Below are 18,512 nucleotides of genomic sequence, written 5' to 3' on the forward strand. Positions count from 1 at the left end.
CCGATGACGTCGCTGCCGCCTCCCGAGGGGACCGGCAGACTGGGGCCCACCGCCCCGGACCGAAGAACAGATAAGCGCTGGCCCACCATCGATAGGGCGCCAGCCCAACAAGAAATTTCGGATGTACGCATGCGCCAGGACGACGCATGAAACCCCAAAGGAATGGGCTTCGAAACACTGCCAGAGGGTTTGGAAAGCGGTTTGCAGCACGGCAAGACAGTGGTCACTCATCAACAGGTTGCAACGACGCAGTGGGCAGTTTCTGCCACCAGCCGCGTCCGCTGCAGCGTGCCCGAGCGCCACATCCGACGCCCGCAGCGAAGCGCTCGCCAGCCCCGAAACCCAGCAAACACCCAAACAGGTATCAGAAGCCTGACACCGCTGTTCTACGCTTCGACGATGCGTACCCAGCCGTGCCAGCGCGAACTGGATGCCGATTGAAGGGGAAACGTCCCATGCAGTCTGGAAAGATCGTGGTCGAACACCTGTACAAGGTTTTCGGCCCTAACCCACAAGAAGCCATCGACCTGCTCAAGGAAGGCTGGAGCAAGGAGAGGATTCTGGCCGAGAAAGGCGCCGTGATCGGCGTCAGCGATGTGTCGTTCAGTGTCGAAGAGGGCGAAATCTTCGTGCTCATGGGCCTGTCCGGTTCTGGCAAATCCACCCTGATCCGTCTGATCAACCGTCTGGTCGAGCCCAGCGGCGGTGACGTCTACATCGATGGCCAGAACGTGGCCAAGCTGCCGCAGTCGCAACTGATCGACCTGCGCCGCCGCGACATGAGCATGGTCTTCCAGTCCTTCGCCCTGATGCCTTCGCGCAGTGTGCTGGATAACGCCGCCTTCGGCCTGGAAGTGGCCGGCACCGGCCGCAAGGAGCGCGAGAAGCGCGCCATGGAAGTGCTCAAGCAGGTCGGCCTGGACACCTTCGCCCACAAGTACCCGCACGAACTCTCCGGCGGCATGCAGCAGCGCGTCGGCCTGGCTCGTGCACTGACGGTGAACCCGTCGATGATCATCATGGACGAGGCCTTCTCCGCCCTCGACCCGCTCAAGCGCCGCGAGATGCAGGACGTGCTGCTGGAGCTGCAGAAGACCCATCGCCGCACCATCATCTTCGTCTCCCACGACATCGAAGAAGCCATGCGCATCGGTACCCGCATCGGCATCATGGAAGGCGGCAAGCTGATCCAGGTCGGCACCCCGCAGGAGCTGATCGAGAAGCCGGCCAACGAATACGTGCGCAACTTCTTCGACACCGTCGATACCAGCCGCTACCTCACCGCTGGCCAGCTCAAGGCCGACAGCGTGCCGACCTACGTCTACAACGGCAGCGCGCCGGACGCCGCGAAAATCTGCAAGGAGCTGCAGGCGCTGGACAAGCACTACGCCTTCATCGTCGACGAACAGAACAACTTCCAGGGTTCCATCAGCCTGGAGAAGATCGCCCTGATGGTCGACGGCGACGAACCCCGACCACTCGAAGCGGATGCGCTCAAGCAGGTCGTGCCGGTGCCCGAAGACATGCCGCTGGAAGATGTGATCACCCGCCTGGTGGACAACGAAGGTCCGATCCCGGTGGTAGACGCCGACGGCCATTACTGCGGCGCCATCAGCAAGGGCCGCCTGCTGACCCGACTGCAGGGGGAATCCAATGAGTGACAAGAAACTCGACCTGGGTAGCTGGGTCAACGACGTCGTCCAGCACCTGCTGGACAACTACAGCGGTGCCTTCGACAGCATTGGCAGCGTGGTCGCCGGTTTCTCCGAGGCCATCGAGAAGGTGCTGATGCTGCCGCCAGCCTGGCTGCTGATCGCCATCTTCGTCGCTCTCGGCCTGTGGCGCATCGGCGCACGCTTCGCGATTTTCACCGCCGTGGCCTTCATCCTGATCGTCATGACCGGTTTCTGGGATCAGACCGTGGTCACACTCGGCCTGACCTTCTCTGCCACCCTGATTAGCCTGCTGCTGGGTATCCCACTGGGCATCTGGGCTGCCAAGAGCGAGCGCGTGGCCACCATCATCCGGCCGATTCTCGACTTCATGCAGACCATGCCGGCGTTCGTCTACCTGATCCCGGCTGCCATGCTCTTCGGCCTCGGTCGCGTGCCAGGCATCATCGCCACGGTGATCTTCGCCATGCCGCCAGCCGTGCGCCTGACCAGCCTGGGTATCCGCCAGGTGAACAAGGAAATCGTCGAAGCTGGCCAATCCTTCGGCTGCACCAGCCGCCAGTTGCTGTTCAAGGTGCAACTGCCCAATGCCATGCCGTCGATCATGGCCGGGGTCAACCAGACCATCATGATGGCCCTGTCGATGGTGATCATCGCCTCGATGGTCGGCGCCGGTGGCCTGGGTAACGATGTATTGGCAAGTATCCAGCGACTGGACATCGGTCTAGGCTTCGAGAGCGGCATGGCCGTGGTGCTGCTGGCGATCATCCTCGACCGCATCACCGAAAGCTTCGGCACGCCGCAGACCGCCAAACGCGGCCTATTCGCCTGGTTCAGTGGCAAACTGCAGCGCCAGTCCAGCTAATCCGTTTTTTCACTTCACAGGGAACCGCAGATGAAAACGATCAAGACCACCGCCGTCATCGGCTTGTTGTCCTGCGCACTGATGCAGGGCGCCATGGCCGCTGAACCGGCGAGCTGCAAGCAGGTACGTTTCGCCGAAATTGGCTGGGCCGACATCGCCGCCACCACCGGTGTGGCCATGACCCTGGCCGAAGGTCTGGGCTATCAGCCACGCAAGATCATGGCCTCGGTGCCTATCGCCTTCACTGGCGTGAAGAGCGGCCAGGTCGATGTCTTCCTCGGCTACTGGGCGCCGTCGATGGACTCGGTGATCGAGCCCTTCCTCAAGGATGACGGTGTCAAGGTGCTGCCCAAGGCCAACCTCGAAGGCGCCAAGTACACCCTGGCCGTGCCGACCTACGCAGCCGAGGCTGGCCTGAAGAGCTTCCAGGACATCGCCAAGTTCAAGGATCAACTGGGCGGCAAGATCTACGGCATCGAGCCGGGTAACGATGGCAACCTGTTGATCGACGGCATGATCAAGAACAACCAGTTCGACCTCGGCGACTTCCGCATGGTCGAGTCCAGCGAAGCCGGGATGCTGGTGCAGGTATCGCGCGCCATCAAGAAGAAAGAGCCGGTGGTCTTCCTCGGCTGGGCGCCGCACCCGATGAACACCCAGCACGACATCACCTACCTGTCCGGCGGTGACGACGTGTTCGGCCCCGACTACGGCGCGGCCAAGGTCTACACCGTGGTACCGCCGGATTACGAAGCGCGCTGCGAGAACGTCGGCAAACTGCTGAACAACCTGCAGTTCACCGTCGATATCGAAAGCCAACTGATGGAAAAGGTGCTGGAGAAGGAAAACCCGCAGACCGTCGCCAAGGAGTGGATCAAGGCCAACCCGGCGATCCTCGACCAGTGGCTGAGCGGCGTGACCACCTTTGACGGTCAGGACGGCGTTGCCGCCGTGAAGAAACACGTCGGGCTGTAACAGGCCACGACCCGATTCGGGCTCGAACCTCAGGGTTCGAGCCTGAAAATCTCCTCGTAAACCACTAGCGGCTGATTTCTGGCCGTGACGGGGAGACTTTGCCCGCGAAACCGCTATCTGCTGCGCAACACGGATTCGCAAGGCCCGCAATGAGAACGAGCCAGTCAACGATTTTGCAACTGCCACTCACTGATGGAGCACAACAACATGCGCGTATTTAAGCACCTCTGCCTCGGCGCTGCCGCCCTGGCCATCGGCATGGGCAGCGCCCTGGCCGCCGACAAACCCACCCTGAAGATCGGCTACGTCAACGGCTGGGACGACAGCGTCGCCGTCACCCATGTCGCCGGTGAAATCCTGCAAAGCAAACTCGGCTACACCGTCGAGCTGAAACCGGTCGAACCCGCCATCATGTGGCAGGGCGTGGCCCGTGGCGACCTCGATGCCACGCTCTCCGCCTGGCTGCCGGCTACCCACGGCGAGTACTACGACAAGCTCAAGGACAAGGTGGAAATCCTCGGCACCAACTACTCCGGCGCCAAGATCGGCCTGATCGTGCCGGACTACGTACAAGCCAAGACCATCGAAGACCTTGAAAAATATTCCAAGGACTTCGACGGCAAGATCACCGGTATCGACGCCGGTGCCGGCGTGATGCGCCGCACCGAAGACGCGATCAAGGAATACAACCTGGCCAGCATCAAGCTGATGCCGAGCTCGGGCCCGGCCATGGCCACCGCCCTGACCCGTGCCGAGAAAGCGCAGAAGCCGATCGTGGTCACCGGCTGGATTCCGCACTGGATGTTCGCCAAGTGGAAACTGCGCTTCCTCGAAGATCCGAAGAAAGTCTTCGGCGACGACGAGCGTGTCGACACTGTGGCCAACCCGGAACTGAAGGGCAAGGCCGCCGACGCTGCCGCCTTCCTCAGCAAGATTTCCTGGAGCGGCGAAGAAGTCGGTGCAGTCATGCTGGCCATCCGCGAAGGCGCCAAGCCTGACCAGGCCGCCAAGGACTGGATCGCCAAGAACCCGGACCGCGTTGCCGAGTGGCTGAAGTAAGCCTCCCCCAGTCGCATCACAAAGCGGGCTTCGGCCCGCTTTGTCGTTTCCGTAGGATGTTGCAAGGTCGCGTGTGCACCGCAGGCACCGATGATAAGGCGGTGTGCACGGCCAAGGTCGCCCCGTGACAGCCTGCGGAATCGGCGCCCCGCCCCCGCTCCCCCACCTCGCTTGATTGATCGAACGATCAAAATCCGCCTAGACTCGGGCCCAACTTCACCCGCTGGAGACCCCCATGCCCAAGGTCGGCATGCAGCCCATTCGTCGTTCGCAACTGATCGCCGCCACCCTGGAAGCGGTCGACCAGGTCGGCATGGCCGATGCCAGCATCGCCTATATCGCCCGCCTGGCGGGGGTGTCGAACGGCATCATCAGCCACTACTTCAACGACAAGAACGGGCTGCTCGAAGCGACCATGCGCCATTTGATGCAGGCGCTCAGCAATGCCGTGGGGGAACGCCGTCGCGCATTGCGCGAGGACAGCACGCGAGCACACCTGAAGGCGATGATCGATGGCAACTTCGATGAAAGTCAGGTCAGCGGCCCGGCGATGAAGACCTGGCTGGCGTTCTGGGCCAGCAGCATGCACCAGCCGGCCCTGCGCCGCTTACAGCGGGTCAATGATCACCGCCTCTACTCCAACCTGTGTGGCCAGTTCCATCGCGCGTTGCCGCAAGACCAGGCACGCTTCGCCGCCCGCGGCCTGGCTTCGCTGATCGACGGTCTTTGGCTGCGTGGCGCGCTGTCCGGCGAGGCCTTCGACACCGAGCAGGCGCGCCGCATCGCTTACGACTATCTCGACCTGCAGTTGGCCAAGGCCCGTTAGGGTTGTCGGCGGCGAAGCCTCAGGAGCTCGATCCTTCAACCCTGGTGGGCTAAAGCCCACCCTACGGACGACCGTTCGCCCGCGTGCATGTCGCGTTTGGCTGCGCGCTGTCGTTTTTGTTGATTGATCGTTCAATTTAAATAAAATAGGCTGTTCTCTTAGCAGATTGCCAAGTGCAGAGGACAGCCCATGCCCCATTTCGCCGAACAGCAGCTCTACATCGGTGGCCAGTACGTCGCCGCCAGCAGTGGAGAAACCTTCGACAGCATCAACCCGGCTACCGGTGAGGTGCTGGCCAAGGTGCAGCGCGCCAGCCAGGCGGATGTCGACCGCGCCGTGGCCAGTGCCGCCGAAGGGCAGAAGGTGTGGGCAGCGATGACCGCCATGCAGCGCTCGCGCATCCTGCGCAAGGCCGTGGACATCCTGCGTGAGCGCAACGACGAGCTGGCCGAGCTGGAAACCCTCGACACCGGCAAGCCACTGTCGGAAACCCGCTACGTCGATATCGTTACCGGCGCCGACGTGCTGGAGTACTACGCTGGCCTGATCCCGGCCATCGAGGGCGAGCAGATCCCGCTACGCGAGACTTCTTTCGTCTACACCCGCCGCGAGCCACTGGGCGTGGTCGCCGGCATCGGCGCCTGGAACTACCCGATCCAGATCGCCCTGTGGAAGTCTGCTCCGGCCCTCGCCGCCGGTAACGCGATGATCTTCAAGCCCAGCGAAGTCACCTCGCTGACCGCACTGAAATTGGCCGAGATCTACACCGCAGCCGGCCTGCCCGACGGCGTGTTCAACGTGCTCACCGGCAGCGGTCGCGAAGTCGGCCAGTGGCTGACCGAGCACCCGGGTATCGAGAAGATTTCCTTCACCGGCGGCACCGTCACCGGCAAGAAAGTGATGGCCAGCGCCTCCAGTTCCAGCCTCAAGGAAGTGACTATGGAGCTGGGCGGTAAATCGCCACTGATCGTGTTCGAGGACGCCGACCTGGACCGCGCCGCCGACATCGCGGTGATGGCCAACTTCTACAGCTCCGGCCAGGTGTGCACCAACGGCACCCGCGTGTTCGTACCGCGCATGCTGCAAGCGCGCTTCGAGGCCAAGGTGCTGGAGCGGGTCAAGCGCATCCGCCTCGGCGATCCACTCGGCGACACCACCAACTTCGGCCCGCTGGTGAGCTACGCGCACATGGAAAGCGTGCTCGGCTACATCGAGCAAGGCCGCAAAGAAGGCGCGCGCCTGCTGATCGGCGGTTCACGCGTCACCGATGGCGACTACGCCAAGGGCGCATACGTGGCGCCGACCGTATTCACCGATTGCCGGGACGACATGACCATTGTCCGCGAGGAAATCTTCGGCCCGGTGATGAGCATCCTCATCTACGACAGCGAAGAGGAAGTGATCCGCCGCGCCAACGACACCGACTACGGCCTGGCTGCCGGCGTGGTGACGCGCGATCTGAACCGCGCGCATCGGGTGATCCACAAGCTGGAAGCCGGCATCTGCTGGATCAACACCTGGGGCGAGTCGCCGGCCGAGATGCCGGTGGGCGGCTACAAGCAGTCCGGCGTCGGCCGCGAGAACGGCCTGGTCACCCTCGGCCACTACACCCGCATCAAGTCGGTGCAGTTGGAAATGGGCGATTACGCGTCAGTGTTCTGAACACCGTTTTGTGGGAGCGGCCGGGCGGCGCACCGCTTCAGCCGCGAAAGACATCGCGGATGAATCCGCTCCTACCAAGAATCGCCGCCCCCGCAGCCCGGATGCCATCCGGGGACATTCATCCAGGTTTTCCCGGTTCGCAGCCGGGCAACAGGAGGAAGCATGACCCAGGAATTCGACTACATCATCATCGGCGCCGGCTCGGCCGGTAACGTCCTGGCCACCCGTCTGACCGAAGACGAAGGTGTCAGCGTGCTGCTGCTGGAAGCTGGCGGCCCCGATTACCGCCTCGACTTCCGCACTCAGATGCCGGCCGCCCTGGCCTTCCCGCTGCAGGGCCGACGCTACAACTGGGCCTATGAGACCGAACCCGAGCCGTATATGAACAACCGCCGCATGGAGTGCGGGCGCGGCAAGGGCCTGGGCGGCTCATCCTTGATCAACGGTATGTGCTACATCCGCGGTAACGCGCTGGATTTCGACAACTGGGCCACGGCCAAAGGCCTGGAAGACTGGACCTACCTCGACTGCCTGCCGTACTTCCGCAAGGCGGAAACCCGCGATATCGGTCCCAACGACTACCACGGCGGCGATGGCCCGGTGAGCGTGACCACGCCCAAGGCCGGTAACAACCCGCTGTTCCACGCCATGGTCGAGGCTGGCGTGCAGGCCGGCTATCCGCGCACGGATGATCTCAACGGTTACCAGCAGGAAGGCTTCGGCCCGATGGACCGTACCGTGACCCGGGAAGGCCGCCGCGCCAGTACCGCGCGGGGCTATCTGGATCTGGCACGGGCGCGCGCCAACCTGACCATCGTCACCCATGCCACCACCGACCGCATCCTGTTCGACGGCAAGCGCGCCAGTAGCGTCAGTTATCTGATCGGTAATTCGAATGACACCATCACCGCCCGTGCCCGCCGCGAAGTGCTGCTGTGCGCAGGTGCCATCGCCTCGCCGCAGATCCTGCAGCGCTCCGGCGTCGGCCCTGCCGCGCTGCTGCGTGAGCTGGACATCGCGCTGGTACATGAACTGCCTGGCGTCGGCCAGAACCTGCAAGACCACCTGGAGATGTACCTGCAGTACGCCTGCACCCAGCCGGTGTCGCTGTACCCGGCGCTCAAGCTGCTCAACCAGCCAGGCATCGGCGCGCAATGGCTGTTCGCCGGCAACGGCATCGGCGCCAGCAACCAGTTCGAGGCCGGAGGCTTCATCCGCACCCGCCCGGAATTCGCCTGGCCCAACATCCAGTTCCACTTCCTGCCGGTGGCGATCAACTACAACGGCAGCAACGCAGTGAACGAGCACGGCTTTCAGGCTCACGTCGGCTCGATGCGCTCGCCCAGCCGCGGGCGTATCCAGCTCAAGTCCAAGGACCCGCACCAACACCCGAGCATCCTGTTCAACTACATGAGCCATGAGCAGGACTGGCAGGAGTTCCGCGACGGCATTCGCCTCACCCGCGAGATTATGGCGCAGCCGGCACTGGACCCTTACCGTGGCCGTGAAATCAGCCCTGGCGCGCATGTGCAGAGCGACGACGAGCTCGATGCCTTCATCCGCGAGCATGCGGAAACCGCCTTCCACCCGTCCTGCTCGTGCAAGATGGGCGAGGACGACATGGCAGTCGTGGATAGCCAGGGCCGCGTGCACGGCGTGCAGGGCTTGCGCGTGGTGGATGCGTCGATCATGCCGGAGATCATCACCGGCAACCTCAACGCCACCACCATCATGATGGCGGAGAAGATCGCGGACTGGATTCGCGGTCGCCAGCCCTTGCCGCGCAGCACCGCGCCCTACTTCGTCGCCGGTGAGCGCCCAGTGCGCGGCACGCCGCTGCGCAGCCAGCACGACAGGTTAGTCGGGTAATTCCTGGCGGATCATCCAGTGCCCCTCGGGCGGCATCAGCCGGCCGAGGTCGAAGCGATCCAGCGCCTCCGCGTCGAGCATTTCGATCTGCGGGCTCACCAGTTGCGGCAGCTTTTCGCCCTGCAGGCCACGAACGGCCAGATCCAGCGCGATACGCGCCTGAATCACCGGTGAGTCGGTGGGCGCGGCCAGCACCTGCCCCTCGCGTATCTGCTCCAGCACCCGCTCGGTGGCGTACAGCGACAGCACCTGTGCCTCGGAGCCGAGGTTACGCACCAGTTGCGCAGCGAAGGCTGCTGCTTCGGCATTGGCAATCAGATAATCGAGGTGCGGATGCTGCTTGAACAGCTCGCGCGCCAACTGCGCCTGCCGGCTGCGATCCACTGGACCATAACCGCCATGGACCAGGGTCACCCGGGTTCCCGGCAAGGCATCGCGCAGACCACGCTCGGCATCCTGCACCCAGCCGGCATCGGCTGGACCTGGTAGCCAGCCGACCTGAATCGGCCGACCATCGCTGATGCGCACCAGATACTCGAGCGTGGTGCGCGCCATGTCGGCGAAATCGACCCGCGAATGTGCGCTCAGCGTTGGGCACTCCAGGCGATTGACCAGATCGATGACCGGGCGACCTGCCTTGCTCTGCACTTCTGCCGCACTGCACAGGTCATAGGTGTTGATGCTGGCGACGACGAAGGCATCGGCGCCCTCGGCCACGCAATGCTCGAACTGCTCCACCTGCACATTGGCATGCTCGTAGCCACCGGCCTCATAGATGCCCAGGCGTACGCCCAGACGGTTGGCCTCCTGATCCAGGCCCCAGGCCACGCCCCACCAGTAGCGGTCCTTGCCATGGGGCAGTAGCGCGCAGATCCGCCAGGGCTGGCTGGCCACCGGCAGAGGCCGGTAATCCAGCAGGCGGCCATCGGCACGTACCGGATACGGAAACCACTCGGCTGCCAGCAATGGCTGACAGGCCAGCGAAAACCACAGAGATAACCAGCGCATGAAGCCATCCTTAGCCCTTGCCGGGCGATGTGCCAGTCAACCCAGCGTAGCACTCCCGTTGACTCGCGCCTGCCCGCAGCCTGCCGCAGTTGCCCCTGCTGAACCAGCAGCCTAGAGTGAAGGACACAAACCATGAGAACAGCATGACCACCCCTGCCCTGCTCGATCCACGCACCGCCCGCCTGCTGCCCTGGATAGTCGCCATCGCCTTCTTCATGCAGACGCTGGACGGCACCATCCTCAACACCGCACTACCGGCCATGGCGGGTGATCTCAACGAAGATCCGCTGCGCATGCAGTCGGTGGTGATCGCCTACATGCTCACCGTGGCCCTGTTGATCCCGGCCTCAGGCTGGGTCGCCGACCGTTTTGGGACGCGCCGTATCTTCTTCGGCGCCATCGCCCTGTTCAGCCTCGGTTCGCTGCTCTGCGCGCTGTCGGAGTCGCTCAGCATGCTGATCGGCGCACGGGTCATCCAAGGCCTTGGCGGCGCGCTGATGATGCCGGTCGGGCGCCTGGTGGTACTGCGCGCTTATCCGCGCTCGGAGCTGGTGCGGATCATGAGCTTCATCACCCTGCCCGGCCTGCTCGGCCCGCTGATCGGTCCAAGCCTGGGCGGCTGGCTGGTGGAAGTGGCGAGCTGGCACTGGATCTTCCTGATCAACCTGCCGGTCGGACTGCTCGGTTGCTGGGCGGCGCTGCGGCATATGCCGGATCTGCGCGGACCGGAACGCAGCCGCTTCGATACCGCCGGGTTCCTGCTGTTCGGCGCGGCGATGCTGCTGATCACCGTGGCGCTGGAAGGGCTCGGCGAGCTGCACCTGCCGACCATGCGCGTGGTGCTGCTGTTGCTCGGCGGCATGGCCTGCCTGGCCGCTTACTGGTTGCGCGCCGGGCGCATCGAGCACCCGTTGTTCTCACCCGCGCTGTTTCACACCCGCAGCTTCGCCGTGGGCATCATCGGCAACCTCTTCGCCCGCCTCGGCAGCGGCGCGCTGCCTTTCCTCACGCCGCTGTTGCTGCAACTGGCGATGGGCTATTCGCCGGCCCAGGCCGGCATGAGCCTGATCCCGCTGGCGTTGGCGGCGATGGCGGCCAAGCCAATGGCCAAACCGCTGATCGAACGCCTCGGCTACCGCACCATTCTCACCAGCAACACCTTGCTGCTCGGCGCTCTGATCGCCAGCCTGGCACTGGTCGATGCCGAAACCTCGACGCTGCAGTTGATCATCCAGCTGGGCCTGATCGGTGCCTGCAATTCACTGCAGTTCACCGCGATGAATACCGTGACCCTGATCGACCTGGACAACCGCGACGCCAGCAGCGGCAACAGCCTGCTGTCGGTAGTGGTGCAACTGGCGATGGGCCTCGGCGTTGCCTCGGCGGCAGCACTGCTCAGCGGCTTCAGCCGTGAGCTGGGCGACAGTGGGCATGTGCTGCAGGCATTCCAGGCCACCTACCTGAGCGTCGGCCTGCTGTCGATGCTGGCGGCGGCGATCTTCCTGCAACTGGATGCGAAAGATGGCCGCAGCGGTCGCAATATCGAGGTTTCAGCGGACGAATGATCGGGCCTGCTACACTGCCGGCCTGTTTCTACATGCCCGAGCCCCAGCCGTGACCGCCAACGCCTTCGCCAGCCTGCCCCTTTCCGCCGCCATGCAGGCCAACCTCGCCGCCATCGGCTATGCCGAGATGACGCCGATCCAGGCCGCCAGCCTGCCGCAGATTCTCAAGGGCCGCGACCTGATCGCCCAGGCCAAGACCGGCAGCGGCAAGACCGCAGCCTTCGGCATTGGCCTGCTGCACCCGCTCAACCCACGCTACTTCGGCTGCCAGGCCATGGTCCTGTGCCCGACGCGCGAACTGGCCGACCAGGTGGCCAAGGAACTCCGCCGTCTGGCCCGCGCCGCCGACAACATCAAGGTGCTCACCCTGTGCGGCGGCGTGCCCTTCGGTCCGCAGATCGGCTCGCTGGAGCACGGTGCCCATGTCATTGTCGGCACCCCAGGGCGGGTACAGGAGCACCTGCGCAAGGGCACGCTGAAAGTCGATGGGCTCAATACCCTGGTGCTCGACGAAGCTGACCGCATGCTCGACATGGGCTTCATCGACAGCATCAGCGAAATCATCGAACAGACCCCGGCACGCCGCCAGACCCTGCTGTTCTCCGCCACCTATCCGCCCGCCATCGAGCAACTTGCCGCACGTTTCTTGCGTAGCCCGGAGCGGGTCGAAGTGGAGGCTCAGCATGATGACGGACAGATCGAGCAGCGCTTCTACGAAATAACGCCGAGCCACCGCATGGAAGCGGTCAGCACCCTGCTGCGGCATTTCCGCAAGCAACCAACCGTGGCCTTCTGCGCCACGCGCCAGCAGTGCGACGAGCTGGCCGCGCAGCTGGAGGCCGAGAAGATTTCCGCTGCGGCCCTGCATGGCGATCTGGAACAGCGCGAGCGCGATCAGATTCTCGCCCTGTTCGCCAATCGCAGCCTCAGCGTGCTGGTGGCCACCGACGTGGCCGCGCGCGGTCTGGATATCGCTGGACTGGAAATGGTGATCAACGTCGAGCTGTCGCGTGATGCCGAGGTGCATATCCACCGTATCGGCCGTAGTGGTCGCGCTGGCGAGAAAGGCCTGGCACTGAGCCTGGTGGCGCCCGCTGAAGCCGGTCGCGCCCAGGCCATCGAAACCCTGCAAGGCAAGGAGCTGGCCTGGTACCCATTACCCGCGGCCAAGGCAACGGGTGAGCCGTTGCTGCCGCCGATGCATACGCTGTGCATCGGCGCCGGACGCAAGGACAAGCTGCGCCCCGGCGATATTCTCGGTGCCCTGACCGGCGACGCCGGGCTGCCCGGTAGTCAGGTCGGCAAGATTGCCCTGTTCGACTACCAGGCCTATGTCGCCGTCGACCGCGATGTCGCCCGTCAGGCACTCAAGCGCCTCACTGAGGGCAAGATCAAGGGCAGAACACTGCGCGTGCGTCTACTGTAAGAGCCTGCACACGACCTGCTGCGCGTCGGCGCTACTGCGTTGAAAGCAGGCTCGGACGCTCGTTTTCCTGCCGGATGCTCTGGCTCGCAAGATCGCGAACAGGCTCTTAGGCTGATATAAAGCATCAAAAGGCCTGGGCCGGAGTTACCCATGCGCAATATTCTGGTCATTGAAGACAGTCCACTGGTACTGAAGATCCTCGAACATCTGTTTCGCCAGGAAACCGATCTGGAGCCGATCTTCTGTGCCTCGCTGGCAGAAGCCGAAGTGATGCTGGAAACCTCGGCCGCGCTGTTCTTCGCCGCCATCGTCGACCTGCACCTGCCCGATGCACCGGACGGCGAGAGCGTCGACCTGGTGATGCGCTATAACCTGCCGTGCATCGTGCTCAGTGGCAGTTACAACGAGCAGCGCCGTGATGATCTGCTGATGAAAGGCGTGGTCGACTACGTGCTCAAGGAAAGCCAGCACTCCTACGAGTATGCCTTCCGCCTGCTGCACCGGCTCGATCACAACAGTCACATCAAGATTCTCATCGCCGACGACTCCACCGCGCAGCGCCACTACATTCGCCACATTCTCGAGCCGCACCACTACCAGATCATCGAAGCCAGCGACGGCAAGGAGACGCTGCGCCAGCTGAACGAGCACCCTGACCTCGACCTGCTGGTCCTCGACCATGCCATGCCCGGCGTCAGCGGTTTCGAGCTGGTCAAACTGCTGCGGCAGAAACTGCGCCTCAATGACCTGATCATCATCGGCGTGTCCGCCGACCCCAAGGGCTCGCTCAGTGCGCAGTTCATCAAGCACGGCGCCGATGACTTCCTGCGCAAACCCTTCTGCCCTGAAGAGCTGAATTGCCGGGTGATGTCGACCCTGGAGCGACGCGACCTGCTGCGCGCATTGAAGAAGGCCGCGCAGTTCGATGCCCTGACCGGCCTGAACAACCGCCGCGCCTTCTACGAGCAAGGCATGCAGATACTGCAGAAGGCGCAACGGGAAAGTCGCGAGGTCAGCGTGGCGATGCTCGATCTCGATCACTTCAAGCAGATCAACGATGGCTTCGGTCATGCCAGCGGCGACAGCGCCCTGGTGGTGTTCGCCCGAGCCATGAGCACTGCCTTCCCCGACATGCTGCTGGGCCGCCTGGGCGGTGAGGAATTTGCCCTGCTCACCCTGCACGGCGCGGAGCATGTGGTGCAGGCACTGGATAAACTGCGCCGACAGTGCGCCGGCCTGCACTACGCCGTTGGTGCGCCTGCGCTATCGTTCAGCGCCGGCCTTTACCAGGGTGAACCCGAAGACCTAGAAAGCCTGCTGCACGAGGCCGACATTCGCCTGTATCGCGCCAAGCAGCAGGGCCGTGCCCGCACCGTACTGAGCTGATCAGGGACCGTGGCGCTTCAATGTCGCGGCATAGCTGCCGTCTTCGCTCATGGATTGAATCGCCGCATCGAAACGCCGGGCAATATCGCGATGCTGTGGATGGCTACGGCGTATCAGGATATGCAGACCGTTCTCGCTCAGCGGCAGTGGCAGAAACTCCAGCTCATCACGAATGCTGCTCAGTGTGCGCCCGAGCATGTAGCGCGCGACCAGCTCATCCTCCAGTGCCAGTTGCACGCGCCCGGCATGCAGCATACGCGCGGCGATCTCGAAACTGCCGACCCCGACCTTGAGCAACTGCGGGTCGCTGTCGAACTCCTTGGAATAGGCATACCCCCTGACCACCGCGATGCTGTGCGAGTAGAGGTCAGCAAGGGTCTCGAAGCGAATGTTGCTGCCCTTGCGCTGCATGAAGCGGATGCGATTGACCAGATAGGGCTGGGAGAAATAACCGTACTCGGTGCGATCGGCGCTATACCAGGCGTTGATCAGCACATCGTAATCCCCGCGTTTGAGCCCTAACACAGCACGCTCCCAGGGCACCTCCACATAACTGGTGGTGTAGCCAGCGCGGGCCAGCGCCTGCTCCACCAGATCACTGGCCAGCCCCTTGCCGGGCAAGCGTTGATCATTGAACGGCGGCCAGGGGTCGGCCACCAGACGCAAAAGCTCAGCCGAGGCCGATGCCGGCGACAGCAGCAAGAGCAATAGCCAGGCACGCACGACGGTCATGAGTGGAAATCCATCCGAAATGATCAGTTCTAGGCTCTGTACGAAAAGTGCCTGCGCTCGGTGATGCTTCGTTAAAAACGGGTTCGGAATGCTCATTTACAGCTCGTAAACTCCGCTTCCTCACCCGTTTTTGCCTCGCCTGACCTTCGCTCGACGACTTTTCGTACAAACCCTAGTGATAGCAGGCACAACGCCACTCGTCACTGTCTCATATCTGAGACAGTCATTCGCAGTGTGCCCTTCTTGCCAGTAGCGCGCTGACAGAAGCGTCGGCACAGAGCGGTTCGGGTAAACTTCAGCGGTTTTCGCGCGGCGATGGCTGCGTCAGCAGATTCACCTGAGGACATCCCGTGTTGCAAACCGACGTATTGATCATCGGCGCAGGGGCCGCCGGCCTGATGTGCGCAGCCAGTGCAGCTGCCCGTGGTCGCCGCGTGCTGGTGCTCGACCACGCCAACAAGGCCGGCAAGAAGATCCTCATGTCCGGCGGCGGGCGCTGCAACTTCACCAACATGTATTGCGAGCCGAGCAACTTCCTCTCCGGCAACCCGCACTTCTGCAAATCCGCCCTGGCGCGCTTCACCCAATGGGACTTCATCGGCCTGGTGGCCAAGCATGGCGTGCCGTATCACGAGAAGAAACTCGGCCAGCTGTTCTGCGATAACAAGTCCAGCGACATCCTCGAACTGCTGCTGGCCGAGTGCGCAGAAGCAGGCGCAGAGATCCGCCTCGACACCGCCGTGCAAGGCATCGAGAAAACCGACGCCGGCTTCTGCCTGCAAACCGATCTCGGCGCCGTGGCCTGCCAGTCGCTGGTGATCGCCACCGGCGGGCTGTCGATTCCGACCCTGGGCGCCACCGGCTTCGGCTATCAGGTGGCCAGACAATTCGGCCACGAACTGCTACCAACCCGCGCCGGGCTGGTGCCGTTCACCCTCACCGATCCACAACTCAAGGCGCTGTGCACCGAGCTGTCCGGCACTTCGGTGGAGGATTGCCGGGTAAGCTGCAATGGCCAGAGCTTCGTCGAGAACATCCTCTTCACCCACCGCGGCCTGTCCGGGCCGGCGATCCTGCAGATTTCGTCCTACTGGCAGCCGGGCGATACCGTGCACATCGACCTGCTGCCGCACATCGACCTGCCTGAATGGCTGGCGACGCAACAGCGCGAGCGCGGCAACAGCGAGCTGAAAACCCTGCTGGCCGAGCTGTTCACCAAGAAGATGGCGACCCTGCTGGTCGACGCCTGGTTCAGCAACAAACCCCTCAAGCAGTACACGCCTGGCGAGCTCAAGGCGATCGCCGAGCACCTGGCCGACTGGCAACTGGTGCCGGCCGGTACCGAGGGCTACCGTACCGCCGAGGTAACCCTGGGCGGGGTGAACACCGACGAGGTGTCGTCGAAGACGCTGGAATCGCTCAAGGTGCCGGGGCTTTATTTCATCGGCGAAGTGCTGGACGTCACCGGTCACCTCGGCGGCTTCAACTTCCAGTGGGCCTGGGCTTCGGGCTACGCCGCCGCGCAATACGTCTGAGACAAAATTTTGCGCACCATTTGAAGGCGCGCCGGGAACTGCCGGCGCGGCGCAGACTCTGCTGTGAACAGCCTATGCAACGCTGCAATCACAGGGATGACGCCGCATCATGACGTTCGAACAAGGCCTGATCTTCGCCATTCTAATCGCCAGCATGGGCTTGTTCATCTGGGGCCGCTGGCGCCACGATGTGGTCGCACTGGGGGCGCTGCTGGCCTGCGTGATCGTCGGCATCGTGCCAGACCGCGACGCCTTCGCTGGTTTCGGTCACCCGGCAGTGATCACCGTTGCCTGCGTGCTGGTGCTCAGCCATGGCCTGCAGCGCACTGGCGCGGTCAATCGCCTGGCGCAACGCCTGCTGCCCAGCGGCGCGGGCGCTCTAGTGTCTATCGCCGCGTTGACCAGCCTGGGGGCGCTGCTCTCGGCGTTCATGAACAACGTCGGCGCCCTCGCCCTGCTGATGCCCATCGCCCTGCAGATTTCCGCGCGCCTGGAGCTGCCGCCAGGGCGCGTGCTGATGCCGCTGGCCTTCGGCACCATCCTCGGCGGCATGACCACACTGATCGGCACACCGCCAAACCTGATCGTCTCCAGCTTCCGCGCCCAGCATGGCGGTGGCCCCTTCGAAATGTTCGACTTCAGCCCGGTCGGCGTGGCCGTGGCGCTGGCCGGCGTGCTGTTCATCAGCCTGCTCGGTTGGCGCCTGGTGCCCAAGCGCGAAGTGGGCAGCGCCGCCAGCTTCGACACCGGCCATTACCTGACCGAGGCGCGGGTCAAGGCAGGTGGCAAGGCCGAGGGCAAGACCCTGCGCGAGATCGAACAGCTGCTCGATGAAGCCGACGCACAGGTGGTGGCCATGGTGCGCAACAAGCTGCGCCTGACTGCCCCCAACCCGCGACGCGTGCTGCAGGCCGATGACGTGCTGGTGATTGAGGCCGATCCAGCAGAGCTGGGCGAAGTGCTCGGCAAGCTGGACCTGCTTCTGGAAGCAGAACGCGAAGCCAGGGAAGCTGAGCAACAGGATGACAAGAACGGTGATACCGAGAAGAAAGCCAGCAACGACGAAGATCGTGCAATGCAGGAGCTGCTGGTCAAACCTGACTCCTCGCTGATCGGTCGCTCCGCCAGCAGCACGCGCTTACGCAGCCGCTACTCCATCAACCTGCTGGCCATCTCACGGCAGAGCCATCGCTCGATCAAACGCCTGCGCTCGACTCTGATCCAGGGTGGTGACGTGCTGCTGATGCAGGGCAGCGCCGAGGATATCGGTGAGTTCGCCAACGACTACGACTGTGTGCCGCTGGCCGCACGCACCATCAACATTCCCGATCCACGTCAGGCCAACCTGGCCCTTGGCATCATGATCCTGGCCATCGTCGCGGCGGCCTTTGGTCTGCTGCCCACGGCGATCGCATTCGCCTGTGGGGTGCTGGCCTACATGCTGCTGCGCCTGGTGCCGCTGCGGGCCGTCTACGAGTCCATCGACTGGCCGGTGATCGTACTGCTCGGCGCGTTGATCCCGGTGGCTGGGGCGATGTCCAGCACAGGCGCGGCCGACCTGCTGGCACGGGTGCTGATGGAAAATCTGGCACAGGGCAACGCCATCATCACTCTGACCCTGTTGCTGGTGGTGACCATGACCCTGTCGGATTTCATGAACAACGCGGCAACCGCAGCGGTGATGTGCCCGATTGCGCTGAGCGCCGCTAGCCAACTCGGCGTCAGCCCGGACGCGCTGTTGATGGCAGTGGCCATCGGCGCCTCATGCTCGTTCCTCACGCCCATCGGCCATCAGAACAACACCCTGATTCTAAGCCCTGGCGGTTTTCGCTTCGGCGACTATTGGCGCCTGGGGTTGCCGCTGGAGATCCTGGTGGTGCTGGTCAGCATCCCGTTGCTGCTCTGGGTCTGGCCGCTGTAATTAGCCGCCA

At 63.5% G+C, this 18,512-nt stretch carries 14 protein-coding genes; 12 read left to right on the forward strand and 2 right to left on the reverse strand.

The features are described from left to right. Positions 1-455: 455 nt before the first annotated feature. The 7 genes from CDO35_RS04965 to betA all read left to right on the forward strand — a co-directional run bounded on the left by CDO35_RS04965 (position 456) and on the right by betA (position 8,929). Positions 456-1,661 carry a quaternary amine ABC transporter ATP-binding protein gene (locus CDO35_RS04965; RefSeq protein WP_099522841.1) on the forward strand — a complete coding sequence of 402 codons (1,206 nt, stop codon included), beginning with the start codon at positions 456-458 and terminating at the stop codon, positions 1,659-1,661. Beyond that, positions 1,654-2,538, forward strand: a complete 885-nt coding sequence (locus CDO35_RS04970; RefSeq protein WP_099522842.1) for an ABC transporter permease — start codon at positions 1,654-1,656, stop codon at positions 2,536-2,538. The genes CDO35_RS04965 and CDO35_RS04970 overlap by 8 nt, the downstream gene beginning before the upstream one ends. Before the next feature lie 30 nt (positions 2,539-2,568). Continuing rightward, positions 2,569-3,513 (forward strand): choline ABC transporter substrate-binding protein, encoded by a 945-nt coding sequence (locus tag CDO35_RS04975; protein ID WP_099522843.1) that lies wholly within the window; start codon positions 2,569-2,571, stop codon positions 3,511-3,513. A gap of 207 nt (positions 3,514-3,720) precedes the next feature. Next, on the forward strand, positions 3,721-4,572 hold the full coding sequence (locus CDO35_RS04980; RefSeq protein WP_099522979.1) for a glycine betaine ABC transporter substrate-binding protein: 852 nt from the start codon (positions 3,721-3,723) through the stop codon (positions 4,570-4,572). Positions 4,573-4,807: 235 nt separating this feature from the next. Continuing rightward, positions 4,808-5,398 carry a transcriptional regulator BetI gene (betI, locus tag CDO35_RS04985; RefSeq protein ID WP_099522844.1) on the forward strand — a complete coding sequence of 197 codons (591 nt, stop codon included), beginning with the start codon at positions 4,808-4,810 and terminating at the stop codon, positions 5,396-5,398. Positions 5,399-5,587: 189 nt separating this feature from the next. Beyond that, complete coding sequence (betB, locus tag CDO35_RS04990; protein ID WP_099522845.1) at positions 5,588-7,060, forward strand: betaine-aldehyde dehydrogenase; 1,473 nt, start codon at positions 5,588-5,590, stop codon at positions 7,058-7,060. A 162-nt stretch (positions 7,061-7,222) separates the two neighbouring features. Then, positions 7,223-8,929 (forward strand): choline dehydrogenase, encoded by a 1,707-nt coding sequence (betA, locus tag CDO35_RS04995; protein WP_099522846.1) that lies wholly within the window; start codon positions 7,223-7,225, stop codon positions 8,927-8,929. Here betA and torT read toward each other — a convergent pair. Continuing rightward, positions 8,918-9,937 carry a TMAO reductase system periplasmic protein TorT gene (gene torT / locus CDO35_RS05000; RefSeq protein ID WP_099522847.1) on the reverse strand — a complete coding sequence of 340 codons (1,020 nt, stop codon included), beginning with the start codon at positions 9,935-9,937 and terminating at the stop codon, positions 8,918-8,920. The two genes, betA and torT, sit on opposite strands and share 12 nt — an antisense overlap. Positions 9,938-10,080: 143 nt before the next feature. On the opposite strand from torT, the gene mdtD reads away from it, so the two are divergent. The 3 genes from mdtD to CDO35_RS05015 all read left to right on the forward strand — a co-directional run bounded on the left by mdtD (position 10,081) and on the right by CDO35_RS05015 (position 14,314). Next, positions 10,081-11,502, forward strand: a complete 1,422-nt coding sequence (mdtD, locus tag CDO35_RS05005) for a multidrug transporter subunit MdtD (RefSeq protein ID WP_099522848.1) — start codon at positions 10,081-10,083, stop codon at positions 11,500-11,502. A 49-nt stretch (positions 11,503-11,551) separates the two neighbouring features. After that, a complete protein-coding gene (gene dbpA / locus CDO35_RS05010; protein ID WP_099522849.1) occupies positions 11,552-12,928 on the forward strand; it encodes an ATP-dependent RNA helicase DbpA in 1,377 nt (458 codons plus the stop codon). Between the two features lie 150 nt (positions 12,929-13,078). After that, entirely contained in the window at positions 13,079-14,314 is a 1,236-nt protein-coding gene (locus CDO35_RS05015) for a GGDEF domain-containing response regulator (RefSeq protein ID WP_099522850.1), read from the forward strand. Here CDO35_RS05015 and CDO35_RS05020 read toward each other — a convergent pair whose 3' ends face one another. Next, complete coding sequence (locus CDO35_RS05020; protein ID WP_099522851.1) at positions 14,315-15,046, reverse strand: substrate-binding periplasmic protein; 732 nt, start codon at positions 15,044-15,046, stop codon at positions 14,315-14,317. 350 nt (positions 15,047-15,396) lie between these two features. Here CDO35_RS05020 and CDO35_RS05030 point away from each other — a divergent pair, with 350 nt between their 5' ends. Together CDO35_RS05030 and CDO35_RS05035 are read left to right on the forward strand one after the other, a co-directional pair. Next, entirely contained in the window at positions 15,397-16,581 is a 1,185-nt protein-coding gene (locus CDO35_RS05030) for a BaiN/RdsA family NAD(P)/FAD-dependent oxidoreductase (protein WP_099522852.1), read from the forward strand. 109 nt (positions 16,582-16,690) lie between these two features. Further along, positions 16,691-18,502, forward strand: coding sequence for an SLC13 family permease (locus tag CDO35_RS05035; RefSeq protein ID WP_099522853.1), 1,812 nt, complete (start codon positions 16,691-16,693; stop codon positions 18,500-18,502). The last annotated feature ends 10 nt before the right edge of the window (positions 18,503-18,512 follow it).

The organism is Pseudomonas sediminis, from assembly GCF_002741105.1.
Taxonomy (GTDB): Bacteria; Pseudomonadota; Gammaproteobacteria; order Pseudomonadales; family Pseudomonadaceae; genus Aquipseudomonas; species Aquipseudomonas sediminis.

What these genes read in the sequence shown, in the direction of transcription:
- CDO35_RS04965 (WP_099522841.1), top strand. Translation starts at nt 456, where the DNA reads ATGCAGTCTGGAAAGATCGTGGTCGAACACCTGTACAAGGTTTTCGGC.
- CDO35_RS04970 (WP_099522842.1), top strand. Translation starts at nt 1,654, where the DNA reads ATGAGTGACAAGAAACTCGACCTGGGTAGCTGGGTCAACGACGTCGTC.
- CDO35_RS04975 (WP_099522843.1), top strand. Translation starts at nt 2,569, where the DNA reads ATGAAAACGATCAAGACCACCGCCGTCATCGGCTTGTTGTCCTGCGCA.
- CDO35_RS04980 (WP_099522979.1), top strand. Translation starts at nt 3,721, where the DNA reads ATGCGCGTATTTAAGCACCTCTGCCTCGGCGCTGCCGCCCTGGCCATC.
- betI (WP_099522844.1), top strand. Translation starts at nt 4,808, where the DNA reads ATGCCCAAGGTCGGCATGCAGCCCATTCGTCGTTCGCAACTGATCGCC.
- betB (WP_099522845.1), top strand. Translation starts at nt 5,588, where the DNA reads ATGCCCCATTTCGCCGAACAGCAGCTCTACATCGGTGGCCAGTACGTC.
- betA (WP_099522846.1), top strand. Translation starts at nt 7,223, where the DNA reads ATGACCCAGGAATTCGACTACATCATCATCGGCGCCGGCTCGGCCGGT.
- torT (WP_099522847.1), bottom strand. Translation starts at nt 9,937, where the DNA reads ATGCGCTGGTTATCTCTGTGGTTTTCGCTGGCCTGTCAGCCATTGCTG.
- mdtD (WP_099522848.1), top strand. Translation starts at nt 10,081, where the DNA reads ATGACCACCCCTGCCCTGCTCGATCCACGCACCGCCCGCCTGCTGCCC.
- CDO35_RS05015 (WP_099522850.1), top strand. Translation starts at nt 13,079, where the DNA reads ATGCGCAATATTCTGGTCATTGAAGACAGTCCACTGGTACTGAAGATC.
- CDO35_RS05020 (WP_099522851.1), bottom strand. Translation starts at nt 15,046, where the DNA reads ATGACCGTCGTGCGTGCCTGGCTATTGCTCTTGCTGCTGTCGCCGGCA.
- CDO35_RS05035 (WP_099522853.1), top strand. Translation starts at nt 16,691, where the DNA reads ATGACGTTCGAACAAGGCCTGATCTTCGCCATTCTAATCGCCAGCATG.